The sequence below is a fragment of the Streptomyces sp. NPDC050997 genome, from assembly GCF_040660135.1.
GTDB lineage: Bacteria > Actinomycetota > Actinomycetes > Streptomycetales > Streptomycetaceae > Streptomyces.
The window spans coordinates 46,124-71,989 of record NZ_JBFAGK010000030.1; the positions used below are offsets into that span (position 1 = coordinate 46,124).

General features: G+C 70.6%; 20 protein-coding genes and 1 pseudogene. 10 read left to right on the plus strand and 11 right to left on the minus strand.

Going from position 1 to position 25,866, the window contains the following annotated elements; genetic code table 11:
- Nucleotides 1-137: 137 nt before the first annotated feature.
- The 3 genes from AB0H86_RS40320 to AB0H86_RS40330 all read right to left on the minus strand — a co-directional run bounded on the left by AB0H86_RS40320 (nt 138) and on the right by AB0H86_RS40330 (nt 2,038).
- On the minus strand, nt 138-587 hold the full coding sequence (locus AB0H86_RS40320; RefSeq protein WP_362450521.1) for a hypothetical protein: 450 nt from the start codon (nt 585-587) through the stop codon (nt 138-140).
- 149 nt (nt 588-736) lie between these two features.
- On the minus strand, nt 737-1,417 hold the full coding sequence (locus tag AB0H86_RS40325; RefSeq protein ID WP_362450523.1) for a class F sortase: 681 nt from the start codon (nt 1,415-1,417) through the stop codon (nt 737-739).
- Between the two features lie 123 nt (nt 1,418-1,540).
- Complete coding sequence (locus AB0H86_RS40330) at nt 1,541-2,038, minus strand: hypothetical protein (protein ID WP_362450526.1); 498 nt, start codon at nt 2,036-2,038, stop codon at nt 1,541-1,543.
- A gap of 457 nt (nt 2,039-2,495) precedes the next feature.
- Here AB0H86_RS40330 and AB0H86_RS40335 point away from each other — a divergent pair, with 457 nt between their 5' ends.
- Both AB0H86_RS40335 and AB0H86_RS40340 read left to right on the plus strand, forming a co-directional pair.
- Nucleotides 2,496-3,326, plus strand: a complete 831-nt coding sequence (locus tag AB0H86_RS40335; RefSeq protein ID WP_362450528.1) for a PP2C family protein-serine/threonine phosphatase — start codon at nt 2,496-2,498, stop codon at nt 3,324-3,326.
- 51 nt (nt 3,327-3,377) lie between these two features.
- A complete protein-coding gene (locus tag AB0H86_RS40340; RefSeq protein WP_362450530.1) occupies nt 3,378-4,391 on the plus strand; it encodes an MASE1 domain-containing protein in 1,014 nt (337 codons plus the stop codon).
- Nucleotides 4,392-4,491: 100 nt separating this feature from the next.
- Here the strand turns inward: AB0H86_RS40340 and AB0H86_RS40345 are convergent, their stop codons facing one another.
- Nucleotides 4,492-6,030 (minus strand): CYTH and CHAD domain-containing protein, encoded by a 1,539-nt coding sequence (locus AB0H86_RS40345; protein WP_362450532.1) that lies wholly within the window; start codon nt 6,028-6,030, stop codon nt 4,492-4,494.
- Nucleotides 6,031-6,181: 151 nt separating this feature from the next.
- On the opposite strand from AB0H86_RS40345, the gene pgm reads away from it, so the two are divergent.
- The 5 genes from pgm to AB0H86_RS40370 all read left to right on the plus strand — a co-directional run bounded on the left by pgm (nt 6,182) and on the right by AB0H86_RS40370 (nt 12,197).
- On the plus strand, nt 6,182-7,822 hold the full coding sequence (gene pgm, locus AB0H86_RS40350; RefSeq protein ID WP_362450535.1) for a phosphoglucomutase (alpha-D-glucose-1,6-bisphosphate-dependent): 1,641 nt from the start codon (nt 6,182-6,184) through the stop codon (nt 7,820-7,822).
- 429 nt (nt 7,823-8,251) lie between these two features.
- A complete protein-coding gene (locus AB0H86_RS40355) occupies nt 8,252-8,758 on the plus strand; it encodes a SigE family RNA polymerase sigma factor (protein WP_362450537.1) in 507 nt (168 codons plus the stop codon).
- Between the two features lie 10 nt (nt 8,759-8,768).
- Nucleotides 8,769-9,326, plus strand: a complete 558-nt coding sequence (locus AB0H86_RS40360) for a hypothetical protein (RefSeq protein ID WP_362450539.1) — start codon at nt 8,769-8,771, stop codon at nt 9,324-9,326.
- Between the two features lie 259 nt (nt 9,327-9,585).
- Nucleotides 9,586-10,851: a bifunctional glycosyltransferase family 2/GtrA family protein gene (locus AB0H86_RS40365; protein WP_362450542.1), complete on the plus strand. Its 1,266-nt coding sequence runs from the start codon at nt 9,586-9,588 to the stop codon at nt 10,849-10,851.
- A 167-nt stretch (nt 10,852-11,018) separates the two neighbouring features.
- Nucleotides 11,019-12,197 carry a hypothetical protein gene (locus AB0H86_RS40370; RefSeq protein WP_362450634.1) on the plus strand — a complete coding sequence of 393 codons (1,179 nt, stop codon included), beginning with the start codon at nt 11,019-11,021 and terminating at the stop codon, nt 12,195-12,197.
- A 21-nt stretch (nt 12,198-12,218) separates the two neighbouring features.
- Here AB0H86_RS40370 and AB0H86_RS40375 read toward each other — a convergent pair whose 3' ends face one another.
- Together AB0H86_RS40375 and AB0H86_RS40380 are read right to left on the minus strand one after the other, a co-directional pair.
- On the minus strand, nt 12,219-13,394 hold the full coding sequence (locus AB0H86_RS40375; protein WP_362450545.1) for an FAD-dependent oxidoreductase: 1,176 nt from the start codon (nt 13,392-13,394) through the stop codon (nt 12,219-12,221).
- Nucleotides 13,395-13,534: 140 nt separating this feature from the next.
- Nucleotides 13,535-14,200: a hypothetical protein gene (locus tag AB0H86_RS40380; RefSeq protein WP_362450548.1), complete on the minus strand. Its 666-nt coding sequence runs from the start codon at nt 14,198-14,200 to the stop codon at nt 13,535-13,537.
- 47 nt (nt 14,201-14,247) lie between these two features.
- Here AB0H86_RS40380 and AB0H86_RS40385 point away from each other — a divergent pair.
- A pseudogene (locus tag AB0H86_RS40385) lies at nt 14,248-14,483 on the plus strand (hypothetical protein); the annotation flags it as partial.
- A gap of 90 nt (nt 14,484-14,573) precedes the next feature.
- Here AB0H86_RS40385 and AB0H86_RS40390 read toward each other — a convergent pair.
- Nucleotides 14,574-15,980, minus strand: a complete 1,407-nt coding sequence (locus AB0H86_RS40390; protein WP_362450551.1) for a cytochrome P450 — start codon at nt 15,978-15,980, stop codon at nt 14,574-14,576.
- 265 nt (nt 15,981-16,245) lie between these two features.
- A complete protein-coding gene (locus AB0H86_RS40395) occupies nt 16,246-17,367 on the minus strand; it encodes a glycosyl hydrolase 53 family protein (protein WP_362450553.1) in 1,122 nt (373 codons plus the stop codon).
- A gap of 252 nt (nt 17,368-17,619) precedes the next feature.
- On the opposite strand from AB0H86_RS40395, the gene AB0H86_RS40400 reads away from it, so the two are divergent.
- Both AB0H86_RS40400 and AB0H86_RS40405 read left to right on the plus strand, forming a co-directional pair.
- Nucleotides 17,620-18,378 (plus strand): IclR family transcriptional regulator, encoded by a 759-nt coding sequence (locus AB0H86_RS40400; RefSeq protein WP_362450555.1) that lies wholly within the window; start codon nt 17,620-17,622, stop codon nt 18,376-18,378.
- Between the two features lie 100 nt (nt 18,379-18,478).
- Nucleotides 18,479-19,651, plus strand: coding sequence for a PP2C family protein-serine/threonine phosphatase (locus AB0H86_RS40405; RefSeq protein WP_362450557.1), 1,173 nt, complete (start codon nt 18,479-18,481; stop codon nt 19,649-19,651).
- Nucleotides 19,652-19,754: 103 nt separating this feature from the next.
- On the opposite strand, the gene AB0H86_RS40410 is transcribed toward AB0H86_RS40405, so the two are convergent.
- The 3 genes from AB0H86_RS40410 to AB0H86_RS40420 all read right to left on the minus strand — a co-directional run bounded on the left by AB0H86_RS40410 (nt 19,755) and on the right by AB0H86_RS40420 (nt 25,727).
- On the minus strand, nt 19,755-21,251 hold the full coding sequence (locus AB0H86_RS40410; RefSeq protein WP_362450558.1) for a family 43 glycosylhydrolase: 1,497 nt from the start codon (nt 21,249-21,251) through the stop codon (nt 19,755-19,757).
- Nucleotides 21,248-24,538, minus strand: a complete 3,291-nt coding sequence (locus AB0H86_RS40415) for a discoidin domain-containing protein (RefSeq protein ID WP_362450559.1) — start codon at nt 24,536-24,538, stop codon at nt 21,248-21,250. Before AB0H86_RS40415 ends, AB0H86_RS40410 begins: the two co-directional genes overlap by 4 nt.
- Nucleotides 24,539-24,698: 160 nt before the next feature.
- Nucleotides 24,699-25,727 carry a LacI family DNA-binding transcriptional regulator gene (locus AB0H86_RS40420; RefSeq protein WP_362450562.1) on the minus strand — a complete coding sequence of 343 codons (1,029 nt, stop codon included), beginning with the start codon at nt 25,725-25,727 and terminating at the stop codon, nt 24,699-24,701.
- Nucleotides 25,728-25,866: the final 139 nt, after the last annotated feature.

Genomic DNA, 25,866 nt, shown 5'->3' on the forward strand with positions numbered 1-25,866 from the left:
GCGACGGTTCACCCCCCCCCCCCCCCCCCCCGGTCTTTTGGCCCCGCCCCCTCACCACAACGTGGCTCCTGGGAGGTGGGCCCCCCCGGCGCCCCCCCCCCACCGCTCAGTGCGTGTCGGTGTCGGCCGACGAGACGTCAGTACCAGTTGGTATAGACCGCGTCGTGGCCGTCGCACGAGAGCAGGGCCCGCGAGACACGGCCGTTGAGGTTGTTGCCGATCTTCGTGTACGCGTAGTCGATGCCGGAGTCGACGGTCTCGGAGACCCAGCCGTCGACGCGCCCGGTGCCGGAGTTCGACCGCTGCAGAACGGCGGCACAGTTCGCGCGGGAGTTCTCGATCCTCGCGAAGGACCCGCACTTCGAGGAGTAGAAGTACTTCAGCGCCATGCCCTCCGAGTAGCGTGTGGCACCGACCTGCTGGAACGTGCCCGCGCAACTGGAGATGGTGGGGTACTGGCCCTCCATTCCGTACGCCCCGTAGTTGCCCCCCTGGAACGAGGCGGCCTGGGCGGAGACCTGAGTGAGCGCCATCACCGCGGCGGCGCCCCCCGCGGCCAGCAGAGTCGAGAGTGATCGGCGGCTCATGAGCCCTCTTTCCTGTGTCGGCGGAGTGCTGGACGAGCGGCATACGGCCGACTGCGCGGCTGACCACCGCTTGCTCCGGCGACCCTAGAAGAACCGACCGGCGACCGGTGCCTGACACATGTCAGGGTGCGGGCGGGCGTCCGCCCGCGTCAGATGAGGTGGGCGAAGACCACCAGGTTGTCCTTGTAGTCCCGGACCGAACGGTCGTAGGCACCCGCGCAGGTGATGAGCCGGACCTGGGCCTGCGGGGTGTCGCCGTACACACGCCGGTCGGGGAAGTCGTTCTTGGCGAACGTCTCCGAGTCATCGACCACGAAGGTCGCCGTGCGCCCGTCGGCCCGCAGGACCCGGAAGGTGTCGCCCTTCTCCAGTTCACCGAGGCCGACGAAGACCGCCGGGGAAGTGGCCGTGTCGACGTGCCCGGCGATGATGGCCGTGCCCGCTTCTCCGGGGGAGGTCCCCAGGGCGTGCCAGCCCACCAGGTTGGTGTCGTCGGCGGGCGGGGCTTCGAGCTGGCCGGTCCGATCGATGGCGAGTTCGGTGAAGGGGGCGTCGACCGAGATCTTCGGGATGATCAGGCGCAGCGGCCTCGACCGCGGCAGTTGTTTGCCCGTCCGGGACGCGGTGGGCGCGGCCGACGTGCCCGCGGGCGCGGCGGCCTGCGCGCCCTGCGGTGGGCGGATGGCATCCGACGACGGGTCTTTCTCGCCGAACAGGCTCACCGCCAGGATCAGGGCGGCCACGGCGCAGATCGCCGCCATGTTGTGGCCGGACCTCTGCTCGGGCGGTACCGGCAGGCTGTCGGTGGGGGAAGCAGGACCGGCTGCCATCGGACAGCACCTCACTCTCGCTCGGGCGCGGCAGCACAGGGGGAGGGGGACGCGGAACGCGAGCCGGGCCGCCGCCGAGCGCTGCTGGGTGGCGGCCCGGCTGCTATCGCGTCAGGCATGACGTCAGGCCGCGGTTCCGGCCGACCTGCGCCGCGCCGCGTACAGACCGGTCGCGGCGACGCCCAGCACGGCCATACCGGCGCCGGTCATGCCCGGCGAGGCCAGCGCGCCCCCACCGGTGTGCACCCCGCCGTGGGGCTTGCCGTGGTGGTCCTCACCGGAGGACTCCTTCTCGTACCCGCCGGACGACTCCTTCTCGTACCCCTTGTCCTTGTCCTTGTCCTTGTAGGTCTCCGGGTCGTACTTGGGGTCCTTGGCGGTACCCCACTCGTCCTCGTTCACCATGGTCAGCGCACCGCCACCGGTGTGCATCCCGCCGTGCGGCGACTTGTGGCCGCTGTCCTTGTCGTGCTCCTTCTCCTTGCCGTGCTCCTTCTCCTTGCTGTATGACGACGAGTCCTCGTGGCCCCAGTCACTGTCGGCCGCGTAGGCGCCGGGTGCGGTGATCGCGAGAACGGCGGAGGCGGCGGCGGTGGCCAGAAGCATCCGTGTGGAGCGCATCCGGAATTCCTTCCGTCTCGGCCTGGGCAGCTGGCGTCGCGTCAGCTGGACTGACCCGGCCTCGACATGATCCACCGTCAGTCACGTCCGTCGATCCCACCACTCAAGGCGCTCACACGGGCGAACAGACGGGGCTGGAGGCCTCCCGGCCGACCTCGAAGCGGGGTGCGGCGCAGGGACGTCGGGCGCTTTCCCGGCAGTCTCCGTCTCCGTCAGGGCGTAGGTCCGGCGCGGTGTCGGACGACGGCGGTGGTGATCGCGTCGGCCCGGATGGCGACCGGTGATCCGCCGGTACGGAAGCGGGGTGCCCGCTCGACGACGGAGAGGTCGTGCCCCCGCAGTGCACGAGGGCGGGGCGAGGCCCTGGCTTCCGGGCCGCGCCCTGGCGTCGCTATCATCCGATAAAGACCATTTAGGGGTATCGCCCTGAAAGGGTCGACATCCTCCGGAGCGATCAATGTCCCGCAAGCGCCCCACGGACGACGGCGACGAGCTGCTGACCAGGCTCGGATCGCTGACCGCGCAGGCGCGCGAACACGCGGAACTGCAGCGTTCCCGGGTCGAGCTGGCGATCGCCCTGCAACGCGGCATGCTGCCCGCGCACATGCCCGCGGCGCCGCGCTACCACCTCGCCGTCCGCTACGCACCGGCTTACCACGGCCTCAACGTGGGCGGGGACTGGTACGACGCCTTCACGATGCCCGACGGCCGCATCGGGCTGTCGATCGGCGACGTCCAGGGCCACAACATCGAGGCCGCCGCCTTCATGGGCCAGGTGCGGGTGGGGCTGCGGGCGCTCGCCTCCGTCACGAGCGAGCCCGGCGAGCTCCTCGCCAGGACGAACGACCTGCTCCTTTCCCTCGGCACCGATTTGTTCGCCACCTGCACGTTCATGCGCCTCGACCCGTCGACCGGTGTGCTGGAGAGCGCCCGGGCCGGACACATCCCCTGTGTCTGGGCCACCGCGGACGGAAGGTCCGGCATCGCCGACGGGAACGGGGGCCCGCCGCTCGGCATCCAGGCGGGAATGACCTACCCGGTGACCCGGCACCGGCTCACCACGGGCGGAGTGTTCGTCCTGCTCACGGACGGCGTGGTGGAAGGCCCCCTGATGGAGGTCGACCAGGGGCTGGACCAGGTGGTCCGGCTGGCGGGCGTCGCCGTTGTGGCGGGCATGACGGTGGACTCACTGGCCGCCGCCGTGATCAAGGGCGCCGATCGCGTGGGCCACGAGGACGACGCCGCGGTGCTGGTCCTCGGCTACGACGGGCCAGAGGTTCAGCCATAGGGCGGCAGCGCGCGGCCCCCCGTCTCGCCGGGACGGCGGCGCCGGTGTCTGATGGCTGGTGTGGTGGGCATCGAGGATCTGCGCCGCACCGGCGCCTTCGCCCTCCAGACGCTGGCAGTCGCCGGCGGCTACTACGCGGCAGGGCGACTCGGACTTCTGCGGGACATGGTCGTCGAGGGCGCGGTGTTCACACCCATCTGGCCGCCCACGGGTGTGGCGGTGGCCTGTCTGCTGATCCTCGGGCTGCGCGCCTGGCCCGGCATCGCACTGGGTGTCCTGCTCGTCATCGTGCACCTCACCACGCTCCGTCCCGACGTGCTCGGCAACCTGGCGGGCAACACCGTCGCTCCTGTGTGCGCGTACCTCCTGCTGCGCCGGGTGGGCTTCCGCACCGATCTCAGCCGGCTGCGGGACGGCCTCGCCCTGGTGTTCCTGGGGGCCCTGACCAGCATGCTGATCAGCTCCACGGTGGGCGTCGGCATGCTCGTGGTCACCGACCGGCTCGACACCGACAGTTTCTGGCCGGTGTGGCTCGCGTGGTGGGTGGGCGACGCGATGGGCGTCCTGATCGTCACCCCGCTCCTGCTGTTGCTGCACGGGGCGCGCCGACCGCTGCCCATGGCCCGGTGGAAGGAGGCCGTGGGGCTGGCCGCCATCGCCTGCGTTGTCGTACCGGTGGCCACACGCGACGAGGCCAGCCTGCTGTTCCTCGCCTATCCGCTGCTGATCTGGGCGGCTCTGCGCTTCCGGTTGGTCGGCAGCATGCTCTGTGCCCTGTTCACGTCCGTCATGGCCACCCTCGCCGCGACGGACGGGATCGGCCCCTTCGACGGGCTGACCAGCATCGATGTGATGATCAAACTGCAGGCCTTCAACGGCACCATGGCCATGATCGCCCTGCTCCTGTCGGCCGTCGTCACCGAGCAACGCAACACCAGACGCTCGGTGGAACGAGCCTGCCAGGAGCTGGTCGAGATCCTGGAGCACCTCACAGCCGGCGACACCCCACACACCCGGCCGCCCGGAGACACGGACGAACGCGGCGACCGGCCCGGGCCGCCGTGACGCGCCGCCGTGGCGGTCGAACGACACGAGTCCGCGGCCTTGGAAGTCGGCGCCTGAGTGCCTCGCGCAGCCGTCAGCGTCTGAGTGCCTCGCGCAGCCGTCAGTGCCCGAGTGCCTTACGAAGCGCAGGCTTCGAGGCGCGGGCCCACACGTGAGGCAGTTCCCGTTGCCGCTCGCCGGCCGCCGCCTGCTCCCGCCCGTACAGAAGGCCCCAGGTGAAGCTCGCCTCACCGGACGTTTCCGCCGCCACCGCCATTCGGCGCAGCTCGGTCCGGGCCACCACGCTGTCCTGGTGATCGCCGAGCACCTTCTGGACGCCCTTGACGCGCTTGCCGAGGCGTTTGGCGGGCTTGCCGAGCGAGGCGCGGGCCGGCTCCGTGGCGTACCGGGCCTTCTTGGCCGCCTTGCGACCCTGGTGCAGAGCGGCGTCCCGGTCCGCGCCGGGGGGCGTCTCCAGGGCGACCTCGACACGGCCGGCGAGCCGGTCGTACTCCTTGAGGACCGCCTCGGCCATCACGCCCTTCGGCTTCCAGGCGGCCTTGCGGCGCAGCGGAGGCCGCGTGACCAGGCCGGCCAGCGAGTCCAGCAGGGCCAGATAGCGGGGCGAGGCCAGGGCGTCCTGCGTACGTGACCGGGCCTCGGAGCTCTTGGTGACGTGCCATGCCTGGAGGCGGGCCGTGACGGGCCCCAGGACCAGTTCCCGCGGCAGGGCACCGACCCCGGCGTCGAGTCGTTCCTGAAGCACCTCGTGGTCGCGTTCCGCGCCCAGTTCACCGGCCAGCCATTGGAGTTCATCGCGCACGGGATCGGTGGCCGCGCGGTCCAGGACCGAACGGTACGAGCGCAGCACACTCCGCAGTCGACGACAGGCGACCCGCATCCTGTGCACCGAGTCCGGCAGGTTCCGGCGGACCGCGGGGTCGAGCTCGACCAGGGCCCGCACCTGCTTCTCCACATAGCCGAGGACCAGCTCGCCGGCCGAGTCCGCGACCACGTCCTCGGCCCGCGCGTCCGGCAGCCGGGGCGTGCCCACCTTCGTCTCCTCCAGCGCGCGGGCGAGCTTGGAGGGACCGGGCAGCCGCTCGACGCCGGCCTCGCGCAGCACCTTGTCCACGGCGCCCAGCAGCTCCGGGTCGGCGTCCTCGCCGAGCTCGACCTCCAGCTCCGTCCACGAGGCCCGCGTCTCCCCGGCGAGCAGCGACTCCGCCTCGACCGCGTCGATGCTCAGCTCGCCCAGCACGGTGCCCTCGGCATCGGCGAACTCCCGCCTGTGCCGTTCGGTGCGCAGCCGGACCACCGGCCTCAGTTCCGCACCCCGGGTACGGGAGACCGCCAGGTCACGCAGGTCGCCCGGGACCGTGTCGGACAGCGGGGCGCGCAGTTCCTCGCGGCTGTCGCCGGGCAGCGGCAGCTTGAGGTGCCAGCCGGCGTCGGAGCCGCCCGTCCTGCGGCGCAGGGTGGCCGAGGTGTCGGCCAGCCGCAGATCCACGGTGTCGTAGTACACGGCGTCGAGGTCGTCGGTGCCCCGGTCCACCACGGACGCGATGCCGTCCACGTCGGTGAGGTCGGGCAGCCAGGAGGTGTCGTCGGCCGCCGGAGCCTCGTACTTTCGCTCTGTCTCTCGTATCGACTGGGCCATGTACATCCACGTACACGTCTCAGCGGGAATCAAACACCGCACAACCGCTTCCGCGGCTCCCGCGCCAAACCCGAGGCGGACTCGCGGAACACCGCCGTGACGAGGAAGGATGGGGGCTTCACCGTAGGCCGAACCATCTGTGGGAGCGGGCATGCAGCACGAGCGAGCGGGCAAGCAGGCCGGTCCGGAGGACCTCGTCGACGTCGCCCAACTGGTCACCGCGTACTACGCGTTGCACCCGGACCCGGCTGAACTGGGGCAAAGGGTCGCGTTCGGAACGTCCGGGCACCGCGGATCGTCACTGGCGACCTCGTTCAACGAGGCGCACATCGCGGCGACCAGCCAGGCCATCTGCGAGTACCGCGCCGGCCAGGGCACCGACGGCCCCCTGTTCCTGGGAGCCGACACCCACGCGCTGTCCGAGCCGGCGAGGGTCACCGCCCTCGAGGTCTTCGCCGCCAACGAGGTCACCGTGCTCATCGACAGCGCGGACGGCTACACGCCCACCCCGGCCGTCTCGCACGCCATCCTCACCCACAACCGCGGGCGGACCTCGGGCCTCGCGGACGGCGTGGTCGTCACCCCGTCCCACAACCCGCCCGCCGACGGGGGGTTCAAGTACAACCCGCCGAACGGCGGCCCGGCCGCCTCCCTGGCGACGACCTGGATCCAGGACCGGGCCAACGAGATCATCGCGAGCGGCCTGAAGGACGTACGGCGCATTTCCTACACCCGGGCACTCGGCGCCGAGGGCACGGGGCGCTACGACTTCCTCGGCACGTACGTCGCCGACCTGCCCAGCGTCCTGGACCTGGACGCGATCCGCGCGGCGGGCGTCCGTATCGGCGCCGACCCGCTGGGCGGGGCCTCGGTCGACTACTGGGGCCGGATCGCCGAGGAGCACGGGCTCGACCTGACCGTGGTCAACCCGCTCGCCGACCCGACCTGGCGGTTCATGACGCTGGACTGGGACGGCAAGATCCGCATGGACTGCTCGTCGCCGTACGCCATGGCCTCCCTCATCGAGCAGCGCGACCGCTTCCAGATCGCCACCGGCAACGACGCCGACGCCGACCGGCACGGCATCGTCACGCCCGACGCGGGGCTGATGAACCCCAACCACTACCTGGCCGCGGCCATCTCCTACCTCTACTCCCACCGCAAGGGATGGTCCGCCGACGCGGGCATCGGCAAGACGCTGGTGTCGTCCGGAATGATCGACCGGGTCGCCGCCGACCTGGGGCGCCGGCTGGTCGAGGTGCCCGTCGGGTTCAAGTGGTTCGTGGACGGACTCGTCGACGGAACGCTCGGGTTCGGCGGCGAGGAGTCGGCCGGCGCGTCCTTCCTGCGCCGGGACGGCTCGGTGTGGACCACCGACAAGGACGGCATCATCCTCGCGCTGCTGGCCGGCGAGATCACGGCGGTCACCGGGAAGACGCCGTCGGAGCACTACACCGCGCTGACCGCCCGGTTCGGCGAGCCCGCGTACGCCCGCATCGACGCGCCCGCCACCCGCGAGGAGAAGGCCTTGCTCGGCAAGCTCTCGCCCGCCCAGGTCAGCGCGGACACCCTGGCCGGCGAGGCGGTGACCGCCGTACTCACCGAGGCGCCCGGAAACCAGGCGCCCATCGGCGGCATCAAGGTCACCACGGCCAACGCCTGGTTCGCGGCCCGCCCTTCGGGCACCGAGGACGTCTACAAGATCTACGCCGAGTCCTTCCTCGGCCCCGACCACCTCGCCCAGGTGCAGGAGGAGGCCAAGGCGGTGGTCCGTACGACACTCGGCGGCTGAGGCGAACATCCGGACACCCGGCTCGGGAGGCTGAACCCACAGTTCAGCCCACTTCCGGGAGCCCTCAGGAGCCCTCAGGAGCCTCCGGTGACGCCTCCCGCAGCCGCGCCGCCTGTCCGCCGCACTGATCCCGGCGGCCGTGAGCACGACCGCCGGTGCCGCCCCCCGGTCCGTCGGACGACCACACGCTGCGCGAGCGGCCCGACCGGCTGGTGCACGAGCCGGGCGGCCCGCCCGGCGCCATCGCCGTGCCGCGGCGCGACAAGGACGTCCGCGTGCGGCGAGCCGGCCTCCGTGCCGCCCGGCCGCCCGGCCCGGCTCCGTCCGGGGCGCGGTGTGATCTGGATCATAGGGTCGGAGTGCATCGTGGTGTGGGGGCCACCGTCTTTACCTAGATGTACAGGGCTGGCCGGAACGGGGACGGTGCGGATGGAGCAGAGTCGAGCCGAGGGGTTCGACGGGTTCGTGGCGGCCCGCTGGTCGGCGTTGCTGCACCTGGCCCGTCTCCTCGTGGGAGGCGATCGGCACCGCGCCGAGGATCTGCTCCAAGAGGCACTGGTCAAGCTCTGGTTCGTCTGGCCCAAGATCGCCGACGAGGCGCCGGAGGCGTACCTGCGCAAGGTGCTGGCACGAGCGGCGGCGCGCTCGGCGCGGCGGCGCTGGTGGGGCGAGCGCCCGGTGGAGCAGCTGCCCGACCTGGCGGAGACGGGGGACGTCTTCGCCGCCGTGGCGGAGCGCTCCCGGCTGGAAGCCGCGCTGGCCCAGTTGCCGCCGCGGCAAAGAGCCGCGGTGGTGCTGCGTTACTACCAGGACCTGTCGGAGAAGCAGGTCGCAGAGGTGTTGGGGTGTCCCGTGGGCACCGCCCGATCCCATGCGTCACGTGGTGTGGCTCGGCTGCGTCAGATCCTGGCCGATGTCATCGAGCCGGTGGGGTGAAGGGGAGGCCATGGATCACTTCGAGCGGGAGTTGTCGCAGATGATGCGCGACACCCAGGAACAAGCCCCCTTCGAGCAGCGGCACCGCCAACGCCTCCGGTCGGGCGTACGGTCCCGGCAGCGGGCCCGCGTGGCACAGCGGGCCCTCGGCTCCGCCCTGGTCGTCGCCGGACTCGGCATCGGCTTCCTCCTGCTGCCCCGCGACTCCGTCGAGAACAGGCCGCAGGCTCCCCTTCCCCGGCCCGCGACGAGCCCGGCCGCACCGACCATGACTTCGACGCAGGCACCGGACGTGTCCCCGTCCGGGACCTCGTCCGCCACGACGACCGGCGAAACCGCCGACGCGACCGTCGAGGAGGGCGTCGAGGGGACCGTCGGCCCGACCGGGACGCCGACCACGGTCCGGAGTTCGGACATGGTGCCCTCCGGCCCGGGTGCCCCCTCGACCACCACCCTGCCGCCGACCTCGGACTCGGACTCGGGGGCGACGCGCACTCCGTCCGCACCGGCGACCCTGCCTACGAATGTCGGCTCGTCGGCGCCGGAGAGTTCGGCCGATGCCGGATAGGGGGCCTCCACGTTTTCCCTGACCGGCGACGACATGCGGTGAGCGTCAAAGCGACGCCGTGAGCGTCAAAGCCACGCCGTGACCGGCGACGTCAAGCCGTGACCGGCGACGTCAAGCCGTGACCGGCACCTCGTAACTCCTGACCCCCTGCCCGTTGGTCGCACCATCGCCGCGAGTGTCTTCGGCATGCCCTGCGACAGAACACAGACACGGACACATCGTGACAAACACCGGGACGGCCGCATTGAAGGGCCACTCCATGGATCATCCGGATCACCCGAGGGACTCCGCGACCGACTGCCCGCTGGGCCAACTGCCGCTCCGCACACCGGTGTCGGCGCACCACCGGGAGCCGGTTCTGGACGTGGTGGTCCCGGTGTTCAACGAGGAGGCGGACCTGGAGCCGAGCGTGCGGCGGCTCCACGCGCATCTGCGCGAGACCTTCCCGTACCCGTTCCGGATCACTGTCGCGGACAACGCCAGTACCGACGACACCCCGCGGATAGCGGCCCGGCTGGCCGCCGAGTTGCCGGAGGCGCAGTGGCTGCGGCTGGCCGACAAGGGACGCGGCGGGGCGCTGCACGCGGCGTGGTCCAGGTCGCGGGCGCCGGTGCTCGCCTACCTGGACGTGGACCTGTCGACCGATCTGGCGGCGCTGCTGCCGCTGGTCGCCCCGCTGATCTCCGGCCACTCCGACATCGCGATCGGCACCCGCCTGGCCCGTGGTGCCCGAGTGGTGCGGGGCCCCGGGCGAGAGGTCATCTCCCGTTGCTACAACGTCCTGTTGCGCTCCACCCTCGCCGTGGGTTTCTCCGACGCGCAGTGCGGATTCAAGGCGGTACGACGTGATGTCGCCGAGCGGTTGCTGCCCCTTGTGCAGGACTCGGGGTGGTTCTTCGACACCGAACTGCTGGTGATAGCCGAACGGGCCGGGCTGCGCATCCACGAGGTGCCGGTCGACTGGGTGGACGATCCCGACAGCCGGGTCGACATCCTCTCCACGGCGCTGGCCGACCTGCGTGGCATCGCCAGGATCGGCCGGTCCCTGGCCCGCGGCACACTTCCGACAGCCGGGCTGCGCCGCGGCGGCGCCGACCACACGCCCAGCGGTCTGGCGGGCCAACTGCTGCGCTTCGCGGCGGTGGGAGCCGTGAGCACCGTCGGATACGTGCTGCTGTACGCGCTGTTGCGCCCGCCGACCGGACCACAGGCCGCCAACGCGCTGGCCCTGCTGATCTGCGCGGTCGCCAACACGGCCGCGAACCGCCGGCTCACCTTCGGGCTGCGCGGCCGGGGCGGTGCGCTGCGCCACCAGGCCAAAGGCCTGCTGGTCTTCGCGGTCGGGCTGATCCTGACCAGCGGATCACTGGCCGTGCTGCACCACGTGGTACCAAGACCCGCGCGCCCCACGGAGATCGGGGTGCTGGTCGCCGCCAACCTGGCCGCGACACTCCTGCGCTTCCTGCTCCTGAGGGCCTGGGTGTTTCCCACCCGTCGCCGCGCGACGGGGTCCACGGCCGCGTGAACCACACGATGACGACACCGGCGATCCGCCCCGGGGCCGACCACTTCGAGCCCCTTGATTCCGGCCGGGGCCCCGCCCACGATCCGAGCCGAGATCCGAGTCACGACCCGAGTCACGATCCGAGTCACGACCCGAACCACGACTGGAGGCACAACTGGCTTTCCAGCCTGAGCCGTTGGGTCAGACACCACGGTCCCGTGCTGGCCCTGTACGGCGTACTGAAGCTCATCGGCTTCTCCGTCTTCATGTACCTGCTCAGCTCGGCGGGGGAGTACCGGAAGAAGCACCCGCGTTTCGGCGGCGGCGCCCATGCCTGGGACGTGCTGGCGAGCTGGGACGGCTGGTGGTACCAGCAGATCGCCGCGTACGGCTACGACCCCGCTCTCGTCCGGGTCCCCGACGCCAAGGGACTCATCACCCTCGAAGGCAACTCGGCCGCGTTCTTCCCGCTCTACCCGGCGGCGATGCGGATCGTCTCCGAAGGAACGGGGCTCGGTCTGTACGGCTCCGGCATGCTCGTGTCGGTCGTCGCCTCGTTCGTCGCCGCCCTCGGCGTCTACGCCGTCACCGCCCGGTTCGGCGGCAGGCGGGCCGGGCTGGCCGCGGCCGGACTGTGGGCCGTCTGGCCCGGCTCGGGCATGGAGTGGTCGGCCTACTCGGAGTCCCTCTACGTCGCCCTCGCCGTCTGGGCCTGTCACGCCGTCATGAGTGACCGCTGGCTCACCGCCGGCATCCTCACCTTCGCCGCCGGCCTCAACCGCCCCACCGCCGTCGCACTCATCGCCGCGCTCACCGTCGCCGCGCTGGTGGCCCTCCACCGTCGTCAGGACGACATCGCCCGTCCATGGACCGCGATTCTGATCGCGCCGCTCGGGCTCTTCGGCTACCTGCTCTGGGTCGGCAACCGGATGGGCGACCTGAGCGGCTACTTCAAGCTCCAGACCGGAGCCTGGGCGCACACCTTCGACTACGGCGAACACACCCGCGACGTCCTCACCTCCATCGCCGTGGGCCGCTTCGACTACCTCTTCGCGTACCCCTTCGAGGACACCATCGGGGCAGTCGTCGTCCTCTCGGCGGTGCTGCTGATCCCGCTGCTGATCCGCCTGCGCCCGCCCGCCGTCCTGGTCGTCTACACGCTCCTCACCATCGCCCTGGTCCTGGGCAGCCGACAGATATTCGGCAACGTCTCCCGCTATCTGCTCCCGGTCTTCCCCCTCTTCATCCCCCTGGCCGTCAAACTGCGCGGCCTCGGTCTGCCCACGCTGTTCACCCTGTTAGGCATCTCGGCGGTCGCGTCGGGCTCGTACGCGGGATACGTGCTCTTCGAACTGGGAGTCCCGTAGGCCCCGTTGCCGCCCCGCTACCTACCCCTGGTGCGCGGGCCGCATGGTCATGATGTCGGAGTCCCATTCCAGGAGCCGGGCCAGGTCGTCGTCCCCGGGCCGGGACGGGGGCGCTCCACTGGCGGGGCGCGAGGGGGTGTGGGTGCCGCGGGAGATGTTTCCGCTGACGGTGGTGTTGTGTTCGGTGCGCGGGCGGCGCAGTGACTCGTAGCAGGAGAGAGCGGTCTCGGTGTCGGGGGCGTCGCGCAGGGATTTGGCGAGGACGACGGCGTCCTCCAGTGCCATGGACGCACCCTGCCCGGTCGCGGGGGAGGCCGCGTGGGCCGCGTCGCCGATCAACAGCGTGCGGGCGGTGCGCCAGGGGGCGCCCAGGGGCAGCTCGGTGGCGTTGGTGACCATGATGTCGTCGGTGGTGGCCGCCACGACGTCCGCGGCGACGGGGGTGTCCTCGCGCAGCAACGGCACAAGCAGGTCGCGCCACCCGGCGGCGGTGCCCCGGGTGATCTCGTCCGTGGGCAGGGGATCACCGGGGACGCGCGCGAACCAGTAGGTCTCCCCGTCGGGTGACACCGCGCAGCCGAAGCCGCCCGGGCCGCCGCGCACCATGGTGATGGAGGCGTCCGGTCCGGGCAGCGGGGCGGCGCTGGTGTAGCCGTAGAAGACCTGTTGGCCCGCGTGGACCGGTCTGGTGGCGGGCGCGATCGCCCGGCGCACGGTGGAGTTGAGTCCGTCGGCGCCGACGAGCACGTCGCCGGTCGCGGTGCTGCCGTCGGCGAAGCGGGCGGTGACGCCGCCCGGGCCGTCCTCGACGGAGGCGAGCCGGGCGCCGTGCCGGATGTCGATGCCGCGGCGTGCGGCCTCCGCCTGCAGGGCCGTGTTGAGTTCGCCGCGGCGCAGGCACCGGTAGCGCAGCCGGGGGTTCGCGGCCTCGCCGAGCGGGACGTGCGCCACCTCCGCGCCCGCGCCGTCGAGAACGCGCATCGAGGTCAGCGGGAAGCCGACCGCGGTGACCGCGGCGGAGGCGTCGAGCTGGGCGAGGGCGCGCATGCCGTTGCTCGCGAGGGTGAGGAACGCGCCGATGTCCTCGGCCGACTCGGGGTGTGCCTCGTACACGGCGACGTCGATCCCCGCCTTGCGCAGGGCCACAGCCGCCGCCGTACCCGCGATTCCGCCGCCGATGACGAGTACGCGCACCACATCACACCCCGTTCGCTCCCGGTCCGGCCCCCGTGGCCGCGGCTCCTTGCAGGTGAACGTCCGGGCGGCGGCGACGGTTCCGCCGGAACGGGCGTGGGACGGCCGGACGGCCGGACGGCCGGACCGCGTGCGGCGGGGCCTCAGTCGCGGGTTCGCGGCCGACCCGCGCGGGAGGGCCACAGTGACGGATCCTCTTCGATGCACCGCCGGAGATGAGGCAGCATGCCCCGCTCCAACAGGGCCTGCCGCCAGTCCAGCCACGTCTGATCCCGCCGGGCGAAGTGCGCTGAACCGAGACGTCCGCGCACCGCCGCGCCCATCACCGCGAGGAGCGCGACGAGGGTACTCAAGGCCGCCACGAGAGCGAGAATCCAGCCGGCGGTGGTGAGCGAACCGGGCAGTGTGCCGCCTACGTCGGCCAGTTGGAGCAGGTAGCCGAGCACGAGCAGGGCGACGGCGGACGAGGACGCCATGAGGGGCGTGAGAACGACCGGCGCCGGCAGCGGCCCGGCCTCGGCACGCCGATGTGGCCCGGTCTCCTCGGCGTGCCGACGCGCCCCGGCCGACTCGACCTCCGTCACCGGCGCGTCCAGATCGAGACAGTCGAGATACGCGTGGTAATCGGCCTGTGCCGCGGCGGTTATCTCCTCGGCGTCCGCGAGCGCACGGACGCGGAGGCGACGGGCGGCCAGGCCGGCCGGATCGGCGCGCAGGGCGCTGCGGATGTCCGGGGTGTTCAGTGCCAGGTGCAGCACCGCCTCGAAGTCCGCGCGGTGCTCGGGGCGGAGGCCGGACGGTTCGCTCACAGGGTCTCCTCATGGGTGGGGGTGGCGACGGTCGTGGACGCGGTGCGCGCGCCCACCTCGCCGGCCGGCACCACCGGTTCCCGCGCGCCGCCCGGCCGGCGGCGCGCGCCGACCCGCTCCTGCGCCCGCTGGGTACGGCCGTGTCCTCCACCGCGGAACGCCGGGCTGACGAAGAGGCGGCACGAACCGTCGGCAGCCGCCGCGACATGGCGCGCGACATGGCGCACGACATGGCGCACGCGATCGGCAGGGCCGCCCTCCCCGCGCGGCGGCGGCGCCCTCCACCGCTCTCGGCTTCGCACCAGCGGAAGGACCTGGATGCTCACCCTGCGCGCGGCGACACCCGGGTCCGCGGACAATGTCCGAGGCAGCGTCACCGTCCCCGGACCAGCCCCGCCAGATAGCGCCACAGCGATGAACGCGGCCGTTCGGCGCCGTCGACGGCCGGTGGATGACCGGGCGGGGGAGGGACGGCGGGCAGTCCGGCCGCCTCCGAGGCCGGGGGAGCGGGCGTGTCGGCGAGCGTGTAGCGGACCGGGAGCGAGCGCAGGCCGCGCATGAAGGGGGAGGACCGCCACGGCAGTTGGTCGATCGGCAGGGACAACTCCAGCCCGGACAGCCGCTCCAGCAGTCGGCTCACACCGATCGACGCCGTGGTGGTCGCCAGTTCCCTGGCCGGACACTGGCGGGGCCCGGCGCCCCAGGCCAGGTGCGCCCGGGTGCTGATCGTCTGGGCGGGGCAGACCTTGTCGGAGAACGCCGGGTCGGCGTGCGCGGCGCCGACGGACACCCACACCGGGTCGCCCGCGGCGATGGTGTAGTCGCCCAGCCGGGTGTCGGTCAGCGGGAACCGCGGCACGAAGTTGACCAGCGGGGGCTTCTCCATCACCACCCGGTTCATGGTCTCCCTCATCATTCCCGCCGACAGACTGGCGCGCGCCGAGCTGTTCCCGCCGATCACCTCGACGACCGTGTTGGAGATCAGGATGCCGACGTGGTCCGAGGTCATGCCGAGCAGCATCATCAGCTCGCGGGACAACTCCTCTACGCCGAGGCCGGGGTGGGCGGCGAGCAGGTAGGAGGGGAAGTCGTCGCCCGGCTGTTTCATCTTCCAGGCCCCCAGCTCGGCGAGGGCGGCCAGCAGCCGCTCCAGCGCCGGCCCGGCATCGGGGCCGGCGTCCAGCACCCGCCACATGTCCATCAGCGTGTCGTCGTGCTGCGAGCCGGGGAAGCCGAGCAGATGACTGGCGACCATGAGCGGCAAGGGCCGTGAGAACTGGGCGGAGAGATCCGCCCAGCCGCTGCGGCCTCCCTGGGAGAGCAAGGTGATGAGCTCGTCCGCGTCGCGGGTGATCTTCGCCCTGAGCTGCCGGGCCTGGGGCTGCCGAGGGTCCTGGAACGGCCTGAGAGCGGCGTCCCACGCGCCGCGCAGGCTCGGGTAGCCCTCACCGCCCTGGATCAGTACGTGGTTGACGTCGAGTGACGGGGCCAGTGGCCAGTCCTCGGGCAGCCGGCCCTCCTCCCGCGCCCGCCAGTTCTCCAGACCCTTCGGCCAGGCGGCGTCGTTCTGCAGGACCTCCAGCGCCTCCTTGTACCCCAACACCAACCACACGGGCACTCCCAGCAGGTCCACCGGTGCGACCGGACCGTGCGCCTGGCGCAGCCGCTCGTAGACGAGCGCGGGGCGGCTTTCGTAATCCCGGGTCATGAGCGGCTCCAGGCTCATCGACTCCAGCGGCTCGTGACGGGCCGTCGACCCCTTGCTCAGTTGGGACCCCATGGCTTCCTTCTCTCTGTCAAGCGCCGCTCCTGTCACGGAACGCTGTGGACATGACGATCTGACAGAGTAAAGATGATCGACCACCGGGGGCCTACAGCGGGGGCGGATCTCATGACAGTGCTGCTGCCACGCGCTCGATACGACACCGGTGCCGAGGCCACGGCTACGGCGCGACGAGGCGGTGCGGCGCGCGGATCGCCGCGCGCCGCGGACGCTGATCGCGGGCCTCGCCCTCCTGGGTGTGATCTATCGCCGAACTCCCGCTCTACGGGGCCCACTTGATGTTCGGGTTCACCTGGCCGGTCCAGTTGAAGATGGCCATGTTGTCCCAGCCGTTTCCGCTGTTGGTGATGTCGGCCGGATCCCATCCGTTACCGGTGACCGCGTACCAGGTCGGTTCCCAGTAGAAGACGCCGATCGCGCCGGCGTTGCGAGCCGTGTTCTGTACGGCGGTGAAGTTGTCGGCCTGGCCCTGCCAGCTGAGCGGGTAGCCCGAGCAGCCGGAGGTGATCGAGTTGCCGGTGCCGTCCGCGTTCGCCGAGGTGAACGGGTAGGCCGTCTCGGCGATCACCACGTCCTTGCCGTACCTGGACTTCATGTCGGACACGACGCTGCCCATGTTGGCCAGTGTGCCGTGCCACGGGCAGTAGTAGGACAGCCCGGTGATGTCCCAGCTGACGCCCTTCGCCTTGATGCCGTCGTAGAACCAGCGCGCGTGCGCGTCGCTGTCCGAGTTGGCGGTGTGAATGATCACCTGGGTGCCGCTGTTGCACGCCTTGGTCGCGTTGTATCCCGACTTCAGCAGCAGGCTCAGGTTGGTGAAGTCGTTGTTGACCACCTTGCCGTCGTCCCACAGCATGCCGACGTTGATCTCGTTGCCGATCTGCACGCTGTCCGGGGTGGTGCCCTGGGACTTGAGGCTGTTGCAGACGTCGTACGTGTAGTTGTACACATCCGTCTGCAGCTGGTTGATGCCGTGGCTCGCCCAGGCCGCCGGCTTGTACTGCTTGCCCGGGTCCGCCCAGGTGTCCGAGTAGTGGAAGTCGACCAGCAGCTTGAGACCCTTGGCCTTGACCTGCTTCGCGTACGTCAGCACCTTGGCCTTGTTGTTGTAGCCGCTGGCGGGGTTGTTCCACACCCGCAGGCGGACGTAGTTCACGCCGAGGCCCTTGAGGACGTCGAGCGGGTCCTTGGCGGTGCCGCTCGCGTCGTAGTACTTGGCGCCGAGGTCCAGTGCTCGTTGCGCGGTCGAGACGTCGGCGCCGAGCATGCTGAGCGAGTTCGCGGCGGAGGCGCTCGTGGGCGTGGTGAGCAGGGTCGCCGGCAGGGCGACGACCGCCATCAGCAGGGCGGCCTTCATCGTGCGGCCTGAGCCGTTCACGGTCATCCCGACTCCTTTGCTCGAGACGTGGCGACGTCGAGGCCGAAGGGCCCTGACATGCGCATGGTGGAAATCCGTGAACGTTCACAGTAGAGAGGGCCGTCTGCACTGTAAATACATGTGTCGTCGATATTTCGTGCAGTTGGGAGGCGGTTGACTCATGGGATCGCATTGGGTACGTGCACAGTGTCATGTACAGTCCCGGCTTCTCGACCGGCGAGTCTTGCTTGCACGGTGTGCCGGGAGCACGCTGGTCCCATGGGTGGGTACGACGGCCCTACGCTCATCACGTCCGTCCAGCGGGCCTTCCGGCTGCTGGAGGCCATGAGCGCACACGAGAACGGCGCGCCGGCCAAGCAGCTGGCGCGGGAGACCGGCCTGCCCCTGGCCACCGCCTACCACCTGCTGCGGACGCTGGTCCACGACGGCTATGTGCGCAAGCTCGCCGACGGCGGATTCGTCCTCGGGGACAAGGTGCAGACCCTGCACACCACGAGCCGGGGGCAGGCGCTGCTCAGCCGGGTGCGTCCCACGCTCGCCGCGCTGCGGGACGAGATCGCGGCCGCCGCCTACCTCACCTTCTACGAGGATGGCGAGATCCGGGTCGCGGAGATCGTCGACGGCCCGCGGACGCCCCGCGTCGATCTCTGGGTGGGGTTCGAGGACGCGGGGCACGCCACCGCGCTGGGCAAGGCCGTGCTGCGAGAACTCGACGTGGAGGCCCGCAAGGACTACCTCTCCCGGCATCACCTCGCCGACCTCACCCCGCGGACCATCACCAGTCAGCCGGAGCTGCTGCGCCGACTCGACTCCTCGCCGGTGGCCCCGGCCGTCACGGACCTGGAGGAGTACAGCCTCGGTACGGTCTGCGTCGCCGTGCCCGTGTACAGCGGGGACGTTCTGGGCTCGCTCGGCGTCTCGCTGCCGGCCGGCCGGCTCCCCCGGCTGCGGGAGGTCCAGGAGCGGCTGCTCCCGACCGCGAGCCGCGTGACCAGGAGCCTCTCGCTCACTATCTGAAATCCTGCTTCTTGTGACAATCGGGCCGAATCCGTTTCCTGGATGAAAGCGGACATTTCAGGAATGCGCCCTGTGCGCAAGTGAGGACAGCGGACAAGACATGAGCCAGGCCCGAGAGCATGGTCGCGACCAGTGGCCTACGCGGTCGTTCAGAGACCGGGCGGCCGGACCCGGGGCCCCGGCCCGCAGGCGGGCCGCCGCCCAGCTGGCCGCCGGGACACCCGTACTGCCCGTGCTGATCGTTTCCCTCGTCGTGCTCGCCGACCTTCTCGGCGGAGCGGGGATGATCTGGCTGCCCCTGCTGGCGGCCGGCCCCGCGCTGGCCGCCACCACCAACGGACCCCGCGGTGTTCTCTGCGTCGGTGCCCTCGCCGCGGCGCTCGGCGCGACGCTGGGATCCCGGGACAGCGTTCCGGCACGTGAACTGGCGGCCGTACTGTCCGCCCTGGTGGCCGTCACTCTGGCGAGCGGACTGGCCAGTGCGCTGCGCGGGCGTCGGGAACGGGTGCTCGCCGCCGTCCGCTCGGTCGCGGAGACCGCCCAGCACGTGCTGCTCAGGCCCGTACCGGCGACCGTCGGCCCGTTCCAGGCGGCCGTCCGCTACAGCGCCGCGGCGGCCGAGGCCCGTATCGGCGGGGATCTCTACGCACTGATACCCACCCCGTACGGGGTCCGGCTGATCGTGGGCGATGTGCGCGGCAAGGGGCTGCCGGCCGTGGGGACCGCCGCCCTGGTGCTCGGTATCTTCCGGGAGGCCGCCCATGACGAGCCGGACCTGCTCGCCGTCGTCGACAGGATCGAACGGAGCCTGGCGCGCAACCTCGGCTCGGACGACTTCGTCACCGCTGTGGTCGCCGGATACCCGAGGGCGGGGCAGTTGGAGTTGGTGAACTGCGGCCACGCGCCTCCGCTGCTGGTGCGCGAGTCCGGAGACGTCGTGGCCGTGGAGCCCACACGTCCGGCCCCGCCCCTCGGGCTGCGCGCCCTCGCGGGCCAGGGTCCCGGCCTTCAGGTGCTGCCGTTCGCCGACGGGGACCAACTGTTGCTGTACACGGACGGGGTCACCGAGGCCCGCGACCGGGGCCGTGAGTTCTACCCGCTCCTCGAAGGCCTGATGCGCCACGTGTCCGACGAGCCGGAGCGCACTCTCACCGCGCTCCACGACGAACTGCTGGCCCATGTGGGCGGTCGGCTGCACGACGACGCGGCACTGCTGCTGATCCGCAAACCGTCCGTTCCCGAACCGGCGGTCCCCCAACCGGCCGTTGTATGACGGCTGTTGGCCGTGTCGCCCTGACCGGGACGGCCCGGACCGCGGTGACGCGTGATCAGCCGCGTCAGCGGGGCGTCCGGCCGACGCCCCGCTGACGCTCCGATCACTCCCCGGACGGTGCGGGCAGTGTGACGCCGAGAGCCACCGGCGTACCGAAGTTCGGTGTGCCGTCGGCGTTCCAGGTGAACTTCTGTGCCCTGGTGGTGCGGTTCATGTCGCAGCCGCCGGAGGCGGAGTTGTTGGCGTGGTAGACCATCCAGTCCTCGGTCCCGTCGGGCGACTTGAAGAAGCCGTTGTGGCCTGGCCCGTACACACCGTTGGCGTTGGACCGCTGGAAGACGGGGGTCGGCGACTTGACCCAGGAGGAGGAGCTGAGCGGGTCGCCGCCGTTGTACGTCAGCATCCCCAACTTGTAGTCCGGCGTGGAGCAGTGGCTCGCGGAGTAGACGATGAAGGTCTTGCCGCCCCGCTGGAGCACCTCGGCGCCTTCGTTGACCGCGCCGCCCACCGTCTCCCAGCTGTAGGTCGGCGTGGACAGTACCCGGCGGGTGCCCTCGGCGGTCCACGGGTTGGACAGCGGCCGGATGAACATGGGTTGCGAGCCGTTGTAGAACGTGCCGAGCAGGTACAGCCGGCCATTCAGCTGGAGGATGCTCGGATCCAGCTCCCAGGTGTTGTCCTGGGTCGGGTCGAGCAGATCGGCCTTGAAGGTGTAGGGCCCCATCGGGTCCAGACCGGCGCTCTCGAGGACATGGATCCGCTGCGTGCCGAGGTCGTACGGCTCCCGCCCGGCGGTGTAGTAGAAGTACCACCGCTTCCCGCTCGGGCCGTCGAGCAGATGGAATTCGGGGGCCCACATCGTGCCCGCACCGTTCGGTCTGCTCAGGTTGAAGATCACCTGGTCGGTGGCCGTGGCGAGGCCCGCCAGCGTGCCGGCCTTGCGCATGGTGACCGTCGAGTTCCAGGTCGTGGTGGCGAGGTAGTAGTACCCGTCGTAGTACGTCAGCCAGGGGTCGGGCCCGTGCTGCGAGAGCGGGTTGGTGAAGGTCTTGGTGCTGGTGCCGCCGCCGGTGAAGCCGGGCAGCCGCCACACCCTGCCGTTCGCCGTGGCGCACGGCAGCTGCACCAGGTTGGTGTTCGAGGCCGACGAACCGCCGCTCGGTGTGACGCACTTGCCGGAGCTGACGGAGACCAGGTTGAAGGTCTTGTCGGTTCCGCTCACCGTCACCGGTGCGAGTCGCCACTGCTGGTTCGTCCCGCCGTGGCAGGACCACTGGATGATCGCCGCGTTGTCCGCGGCGGACGCGCCGTAGACGTCGACGCACCGACCGGACTGGGTGGTGATCGTGTACGTGTCGCTCGTCCCCGGGACGGGAGTGAAGCCGAGGTTCTGGTTCGCTCCGGAACCGCACGTGAACGCGCGCAGCTGAGTTCCGTCGGTAGACGAACTGTTCGGCAGGTCAAGGCAGTTGCCGCCGTTCTGGTTCACCCCGGTCGAGGTGAACGTGACGGCCGCGGCAGCGGGTGGAGGCGCCACCAGGAAGGCGACCACCATGGTGAGTACGCCGATGAGCGCGGACAGACACCTGGAACGGGTCACGGGCCGTACACCTTTGCTTCGAGGAGGCCGACGGAGTTGGTGCCGTTACCGGTGAGCTGCACACGTAGTCGCGTGGTGTTCGTCGCGGTGAACGTGACGGTGTTGTACTGGTTCTTGGCCAGGGGGTAGCCGCTCGCGCCGGGCACGTCGACGTAGGCACTGCCGTTCCAGTACTGGAGCTTCCACGAGGCGGGCATGTCGATGCCCTGGTCGTCGTCGAAGAAGTACACCTCGGCCTTGGTGAGGTTCCTGGCCGACGGCCAGGTCAGTTCGGCCCACTGCTGCCCGGTCTGTGGCCAGGTGCCCCAGCGCGGGTTCACGGTGTCGTTGGACGAGGGCGGGTCGATGCCGTCGTTGACCGCGGTGACGCTCTCCCAGGAGGAGGTGTACGACGCAGACGCCGTCGCGGAGGTCGCCTGGTTGGCCGGTGGCTGGACACCGCCCCGGTTGAACACCTTGACCTCGGTGAGGCCTGTTTTGGCGCCGGTGGCGTTGGTGGCCAGGACCCGTACGCGTTGGGCATTGAGCGCGGGGAACCGCACCACGTTGTAGTTGGCGCGGGGCGCCGCCGGGCTCCTGGTCTGGCTCGGGGCGTTCACCCACGCACTGCCGTCGTAGTACTGGATGGTGTACGCGGACGGCGCCCGGTAGGTCGTACTGGCCGGGCGGCTGTCCTTGAAGTACAGGCGCACCTCGTCGAGCGTGCGGGCGGTGCCGAAGTTCAGCTCGTACCAGTCCTGGCTGTTGGGGGAGCCGCCGGCGCCCCAGAACGGCTCATTGGTGGGGTAGCCGTCGACCGCGCCGGCGACACTGCTGCCGGAGCCGGTGTAGGAGGCGGACGCGGTCGCTCCGGAGGCGAGGTTGGTCAGGTCGGCGGTCAGGTCGACGCCCGCCTTGGCGAGCATGTCGACCATCCGCGGGCTGTTCTGCACCACCTGGTTGGGGGCCTTCAGCCCGGCGACGGCCGTGTGGTGGGTGACCGTGCCGCTCGTGGTGACGTCTCCGGTGGCCGGGTCCCAGGTGAAGGGGACCAGCGAGTCGACGGTGGCGGCCCGGCTTCCGTTGACGTAGATCGAGTAACCCTCGGGAACGCCCGGGTAGCGCACCACGCCGTCGGCCGGGTCGTCCCAGACGACGGTCAGATCCGCGCCCCGGTAACGGAGGTTGTTGACGGTGAAGTGGTCCCAGCCGATGTCGATCGGGGAGAGCTCGACCTTCGCGTCGTTGCGCGGCCGAAGACCGGCGACGTCCTCGATCACGGTCCAGTTGCTGCTGCCCAGGATGTTGTGGTGGATCCAGGACCGGTAGTCGATGCCGGTGCCGTTCCAGTCGGCCCAGAACTCGTTGGCGTCGGGCCACTGGGTGTTGCCGCCGACGTACTGCGCCCAGGCGTTCCAGTAGAGCAGCTTCTTGTAGTCGGTCGCGTTCATCCAGGAGTTGGGGTAGTTGCGCAGCACCGAGGAGTACAGCCGGAACTGCACGGTGGAGTTGATGGTGGAGAAGTTGTTGGAGCCCGGGTTCCCGGCGTCGGCCGCCGCCTTCTTGTCGGCCTGGTTGGCCGTGTAGAAGGGGAAGACGGGGTACTGGGCCGGGTCGTCGAACAGACGCAGGGCCTGCTTGTACGTCGCGGTGTCGGGGACGGCTCCGACCGAGAACGGGTAGTAGTTGTTGATCTCCTTCCAGGGCACCCACTCGTTGGTCGACTTGAGCCGGTGCTCGAACAGCTGCCTGTTCGGGTTCCACAGCACGTTGACGATGGCGTCCTTGATCTGCGCCGCGAGCGTGCGCAGCTCGGCCGCCTTGGCCGTGTTGCCGGTCGCCTCGTAGGCCTGCGCGGCGGCGAGCGCACCGCTGTACTGGTAGGCGGACTCGGCGCGGTCCATGTTCCCGGGCTTCCAGTGGAAGGACACCGCGTCGGCGTCGTTGCCGGTCAGGGCGCCCCAGTCGTACTCGATGAGCTTGTTGTTGTCGTGGTCGTAGTAGGCGAGTTGGCCCTTGACGTCGCCCTCCGCGTAGCGGGCGAGGTTGGCGGCGATGGCCGGCTGGCCGCCGTGGATCTGGTAGCTCTTCCAGGCCGCCTCGGCGATGTACTGGGTGTAGCTGTTGGACCAGTTCTCCGGGTCGCCCGGGTTGTCGAGGAAGCGTCCGCCCTTCGAAGTCTGGCCGACGCTGAGCCAGTCGCCGTACGCGTAGGCGGGGTTGCGCAGGTACTTGAGGTCGTCGATGTGCATGGGCTGGGTGAGCGCGATCGCGTTGTTGTAGCCGAGGACGCCTTCGGTCGAGGTCGGGAACTGGAAGGTCTGCCCGGGGATGTCGGCGTCGAGGTTGTTGAAGCGCATCAGCCACCAGCGGTAGTAGACGCTCTTCTTGATCGCGGGCTCGGGCACGTCGATGTAGGGCACGTTCTGCGCCCACCACAGGTTGTAGGCCCTGACGTGGGTGGCGAACGCGGTGGCGTTGGAATAGCCCGCGTAGGCGTTGTACTCGCTGAGCGACTCGGGGATCTCGTCGGTGACGAAGCCCATCACCACCTTGGCGGTCACCGTGGCTCCCGCGGCGATCGTCACGGAGCGGTTCAGCCCGCCGCTCGAGACGGCGAAACCGTCGCCGGTCAGCCGCGGACGGATGGTGGTGAGGTTGTTGTAGGCGTTCACCTGCCCGGTCAGCTCACCGCCGGTGCCGGTCGTGGCGTACGGCGAGGTCGCCCGCAGCTGCAGGGTGGTCGAGCTGCTGCCGTTGTTCTTGATCGACAGGTTGGTCACGGCGACGTTGTTGTCGGTGATGAACTTGGTCTGGTCGACCGTGACCGAGCCGCTGGTGTGCACACTCTTCCAGTGGCTGGGCGTCTGCCGGCGCTGGGAGACCTGCTCGGTGAAGGTGCCCGGAGTGATCGCGACGGTGTAGGCGTTGTTGTCGTTGATGCTCTCCCAGTAGGCGACCTTGCCGCCGAAGCCGAGCCGGGAAGGGTCGTGCTCCTTCATGAAGACCGCGCGACCTCGGCTCATCAGCCAGGGGCCGGCCGGGTCGTTGCCCGAACGGGCCAGCAGCCGGTCCATCCAGAAGTCGGTTCCCGAACTCTCCGCGTCGTAGATGGTCCGCATCATGTCGCCCGGCGTGTAGCCGACGGGCGGGGCCGGGATCGCGGGGCCGGTGAAGGTGGGGAACCTGATGGTCTGGGCGGCGGCGGCCGGGGTCGCGGTGACGACGGAACAGAAGCTGAGCGCCAGGGCGACGAGGAGACACCTCGTGCGTCTGCGCCGTACCAGTAGGGCGTGCGGTCTTCTCATCGGATGCTCCCTGTCCCGTTGACAAGCGCTTGCTCACGATGACGCCGACGTTCATGGTCCGTAGAGCACGGAAACGGACCTAAAAGGTTTTCGCAACGTAGGAGCGAGCTGATTGGGTGTCAAGAGGGGTGTGGGGGACCGAGGTTGTGCACGGGACGGTTCAGGACAGGGCCGCCGTGGACCCCCGGATCACCACACGGCAGGGCAGGGTGTCGATCCCCGGTCGCCGGGCCCCGCCGATCGCGGTGAACAGGGCGTGCGCGGCCGCCCGCCCGACCTGTTCGAGGTTCATGTCGACGCTGGTCAGCGGCGGCCGGGAGGAGGAGGTCAGGACCTGCCAGTTGTCGAAACCCATGACCGCGACGTCCTCCGGCACCCGGTGGCCGCGCTCACGCAGCACGTCCATGACACCGCGGGCGATCTGGTCGCTGCCGCACAGCACGGCGTCCACGTCCGGGTGCCGGTCGAGCAGCATCGCGGTGGCCGCCCGCCCCCAGCCCTCCGACCACGCCCCGAACCGCGGTTCACCGACCAGGGCGAGGCCGGCGTCGGCGAGCGCCGCCCGGGCGCCCGCGGCCCGGTCCTGTGCGGCGAGGTATCCGGGATCGCCGGTGATGTGGGCGATCCGGGTCCGGCCGCAGGCGAGCAGGTGGTCCACCGCGATCCGGCCGGCGCCGACGTTGTCGGGGACGATGGACAGGTCCTCCGGATCCTGTGACGGGGCATAGGCGTAGACGACGGGCACGGGCAGCTCCCGGCCCAGCGAGCGGCGGGGATCGGTGCGGCTGCCCACCACGATCAGGCCGTCGACCCGGCGCCCGAGCAGCGCGCGCACATGGTGCTGTTCGCGGATCGCGTCGCCGCGGGCGTCACAGAGGAACACCGCGACCTCGCCCGCCCCGAAGGCGTCCTCGGCGCCCATCAGGATCGGAATGCTGAACCGGCCCTCCAGGTCGCTGGTGAGCAGACCGACGGTGCCCGTGCGCCCGGCCAGCAGGCCGCGGGCCACCTGGTTGGGCCTGAACGACAGCCGCTCGGCCGCCTCGATCACCCGCTGTCTGGTCTCCGCGCGCACCTGGCTGCGGCCGTTGAGGGCCTTGGACGCCGTGGCGACGGACACGCCCGCCAGCCGGGCGACCTCAACGAGCGTGGCGGGCTGCGGACGGGCCGGGCCGGCGGCCTGTGACATGGGCGCTCTCCTGTCTCACGTGGCCTGCCGACGCCGTGGAGGGCGGCACGCCATGCGTAAAACAGTACGCGAAAGATTTCGGTGAGGGTGCTCGCGCGGGTTTCGGTGATCCGTCTACTGCCGTTCCCTGCAAGGGGAT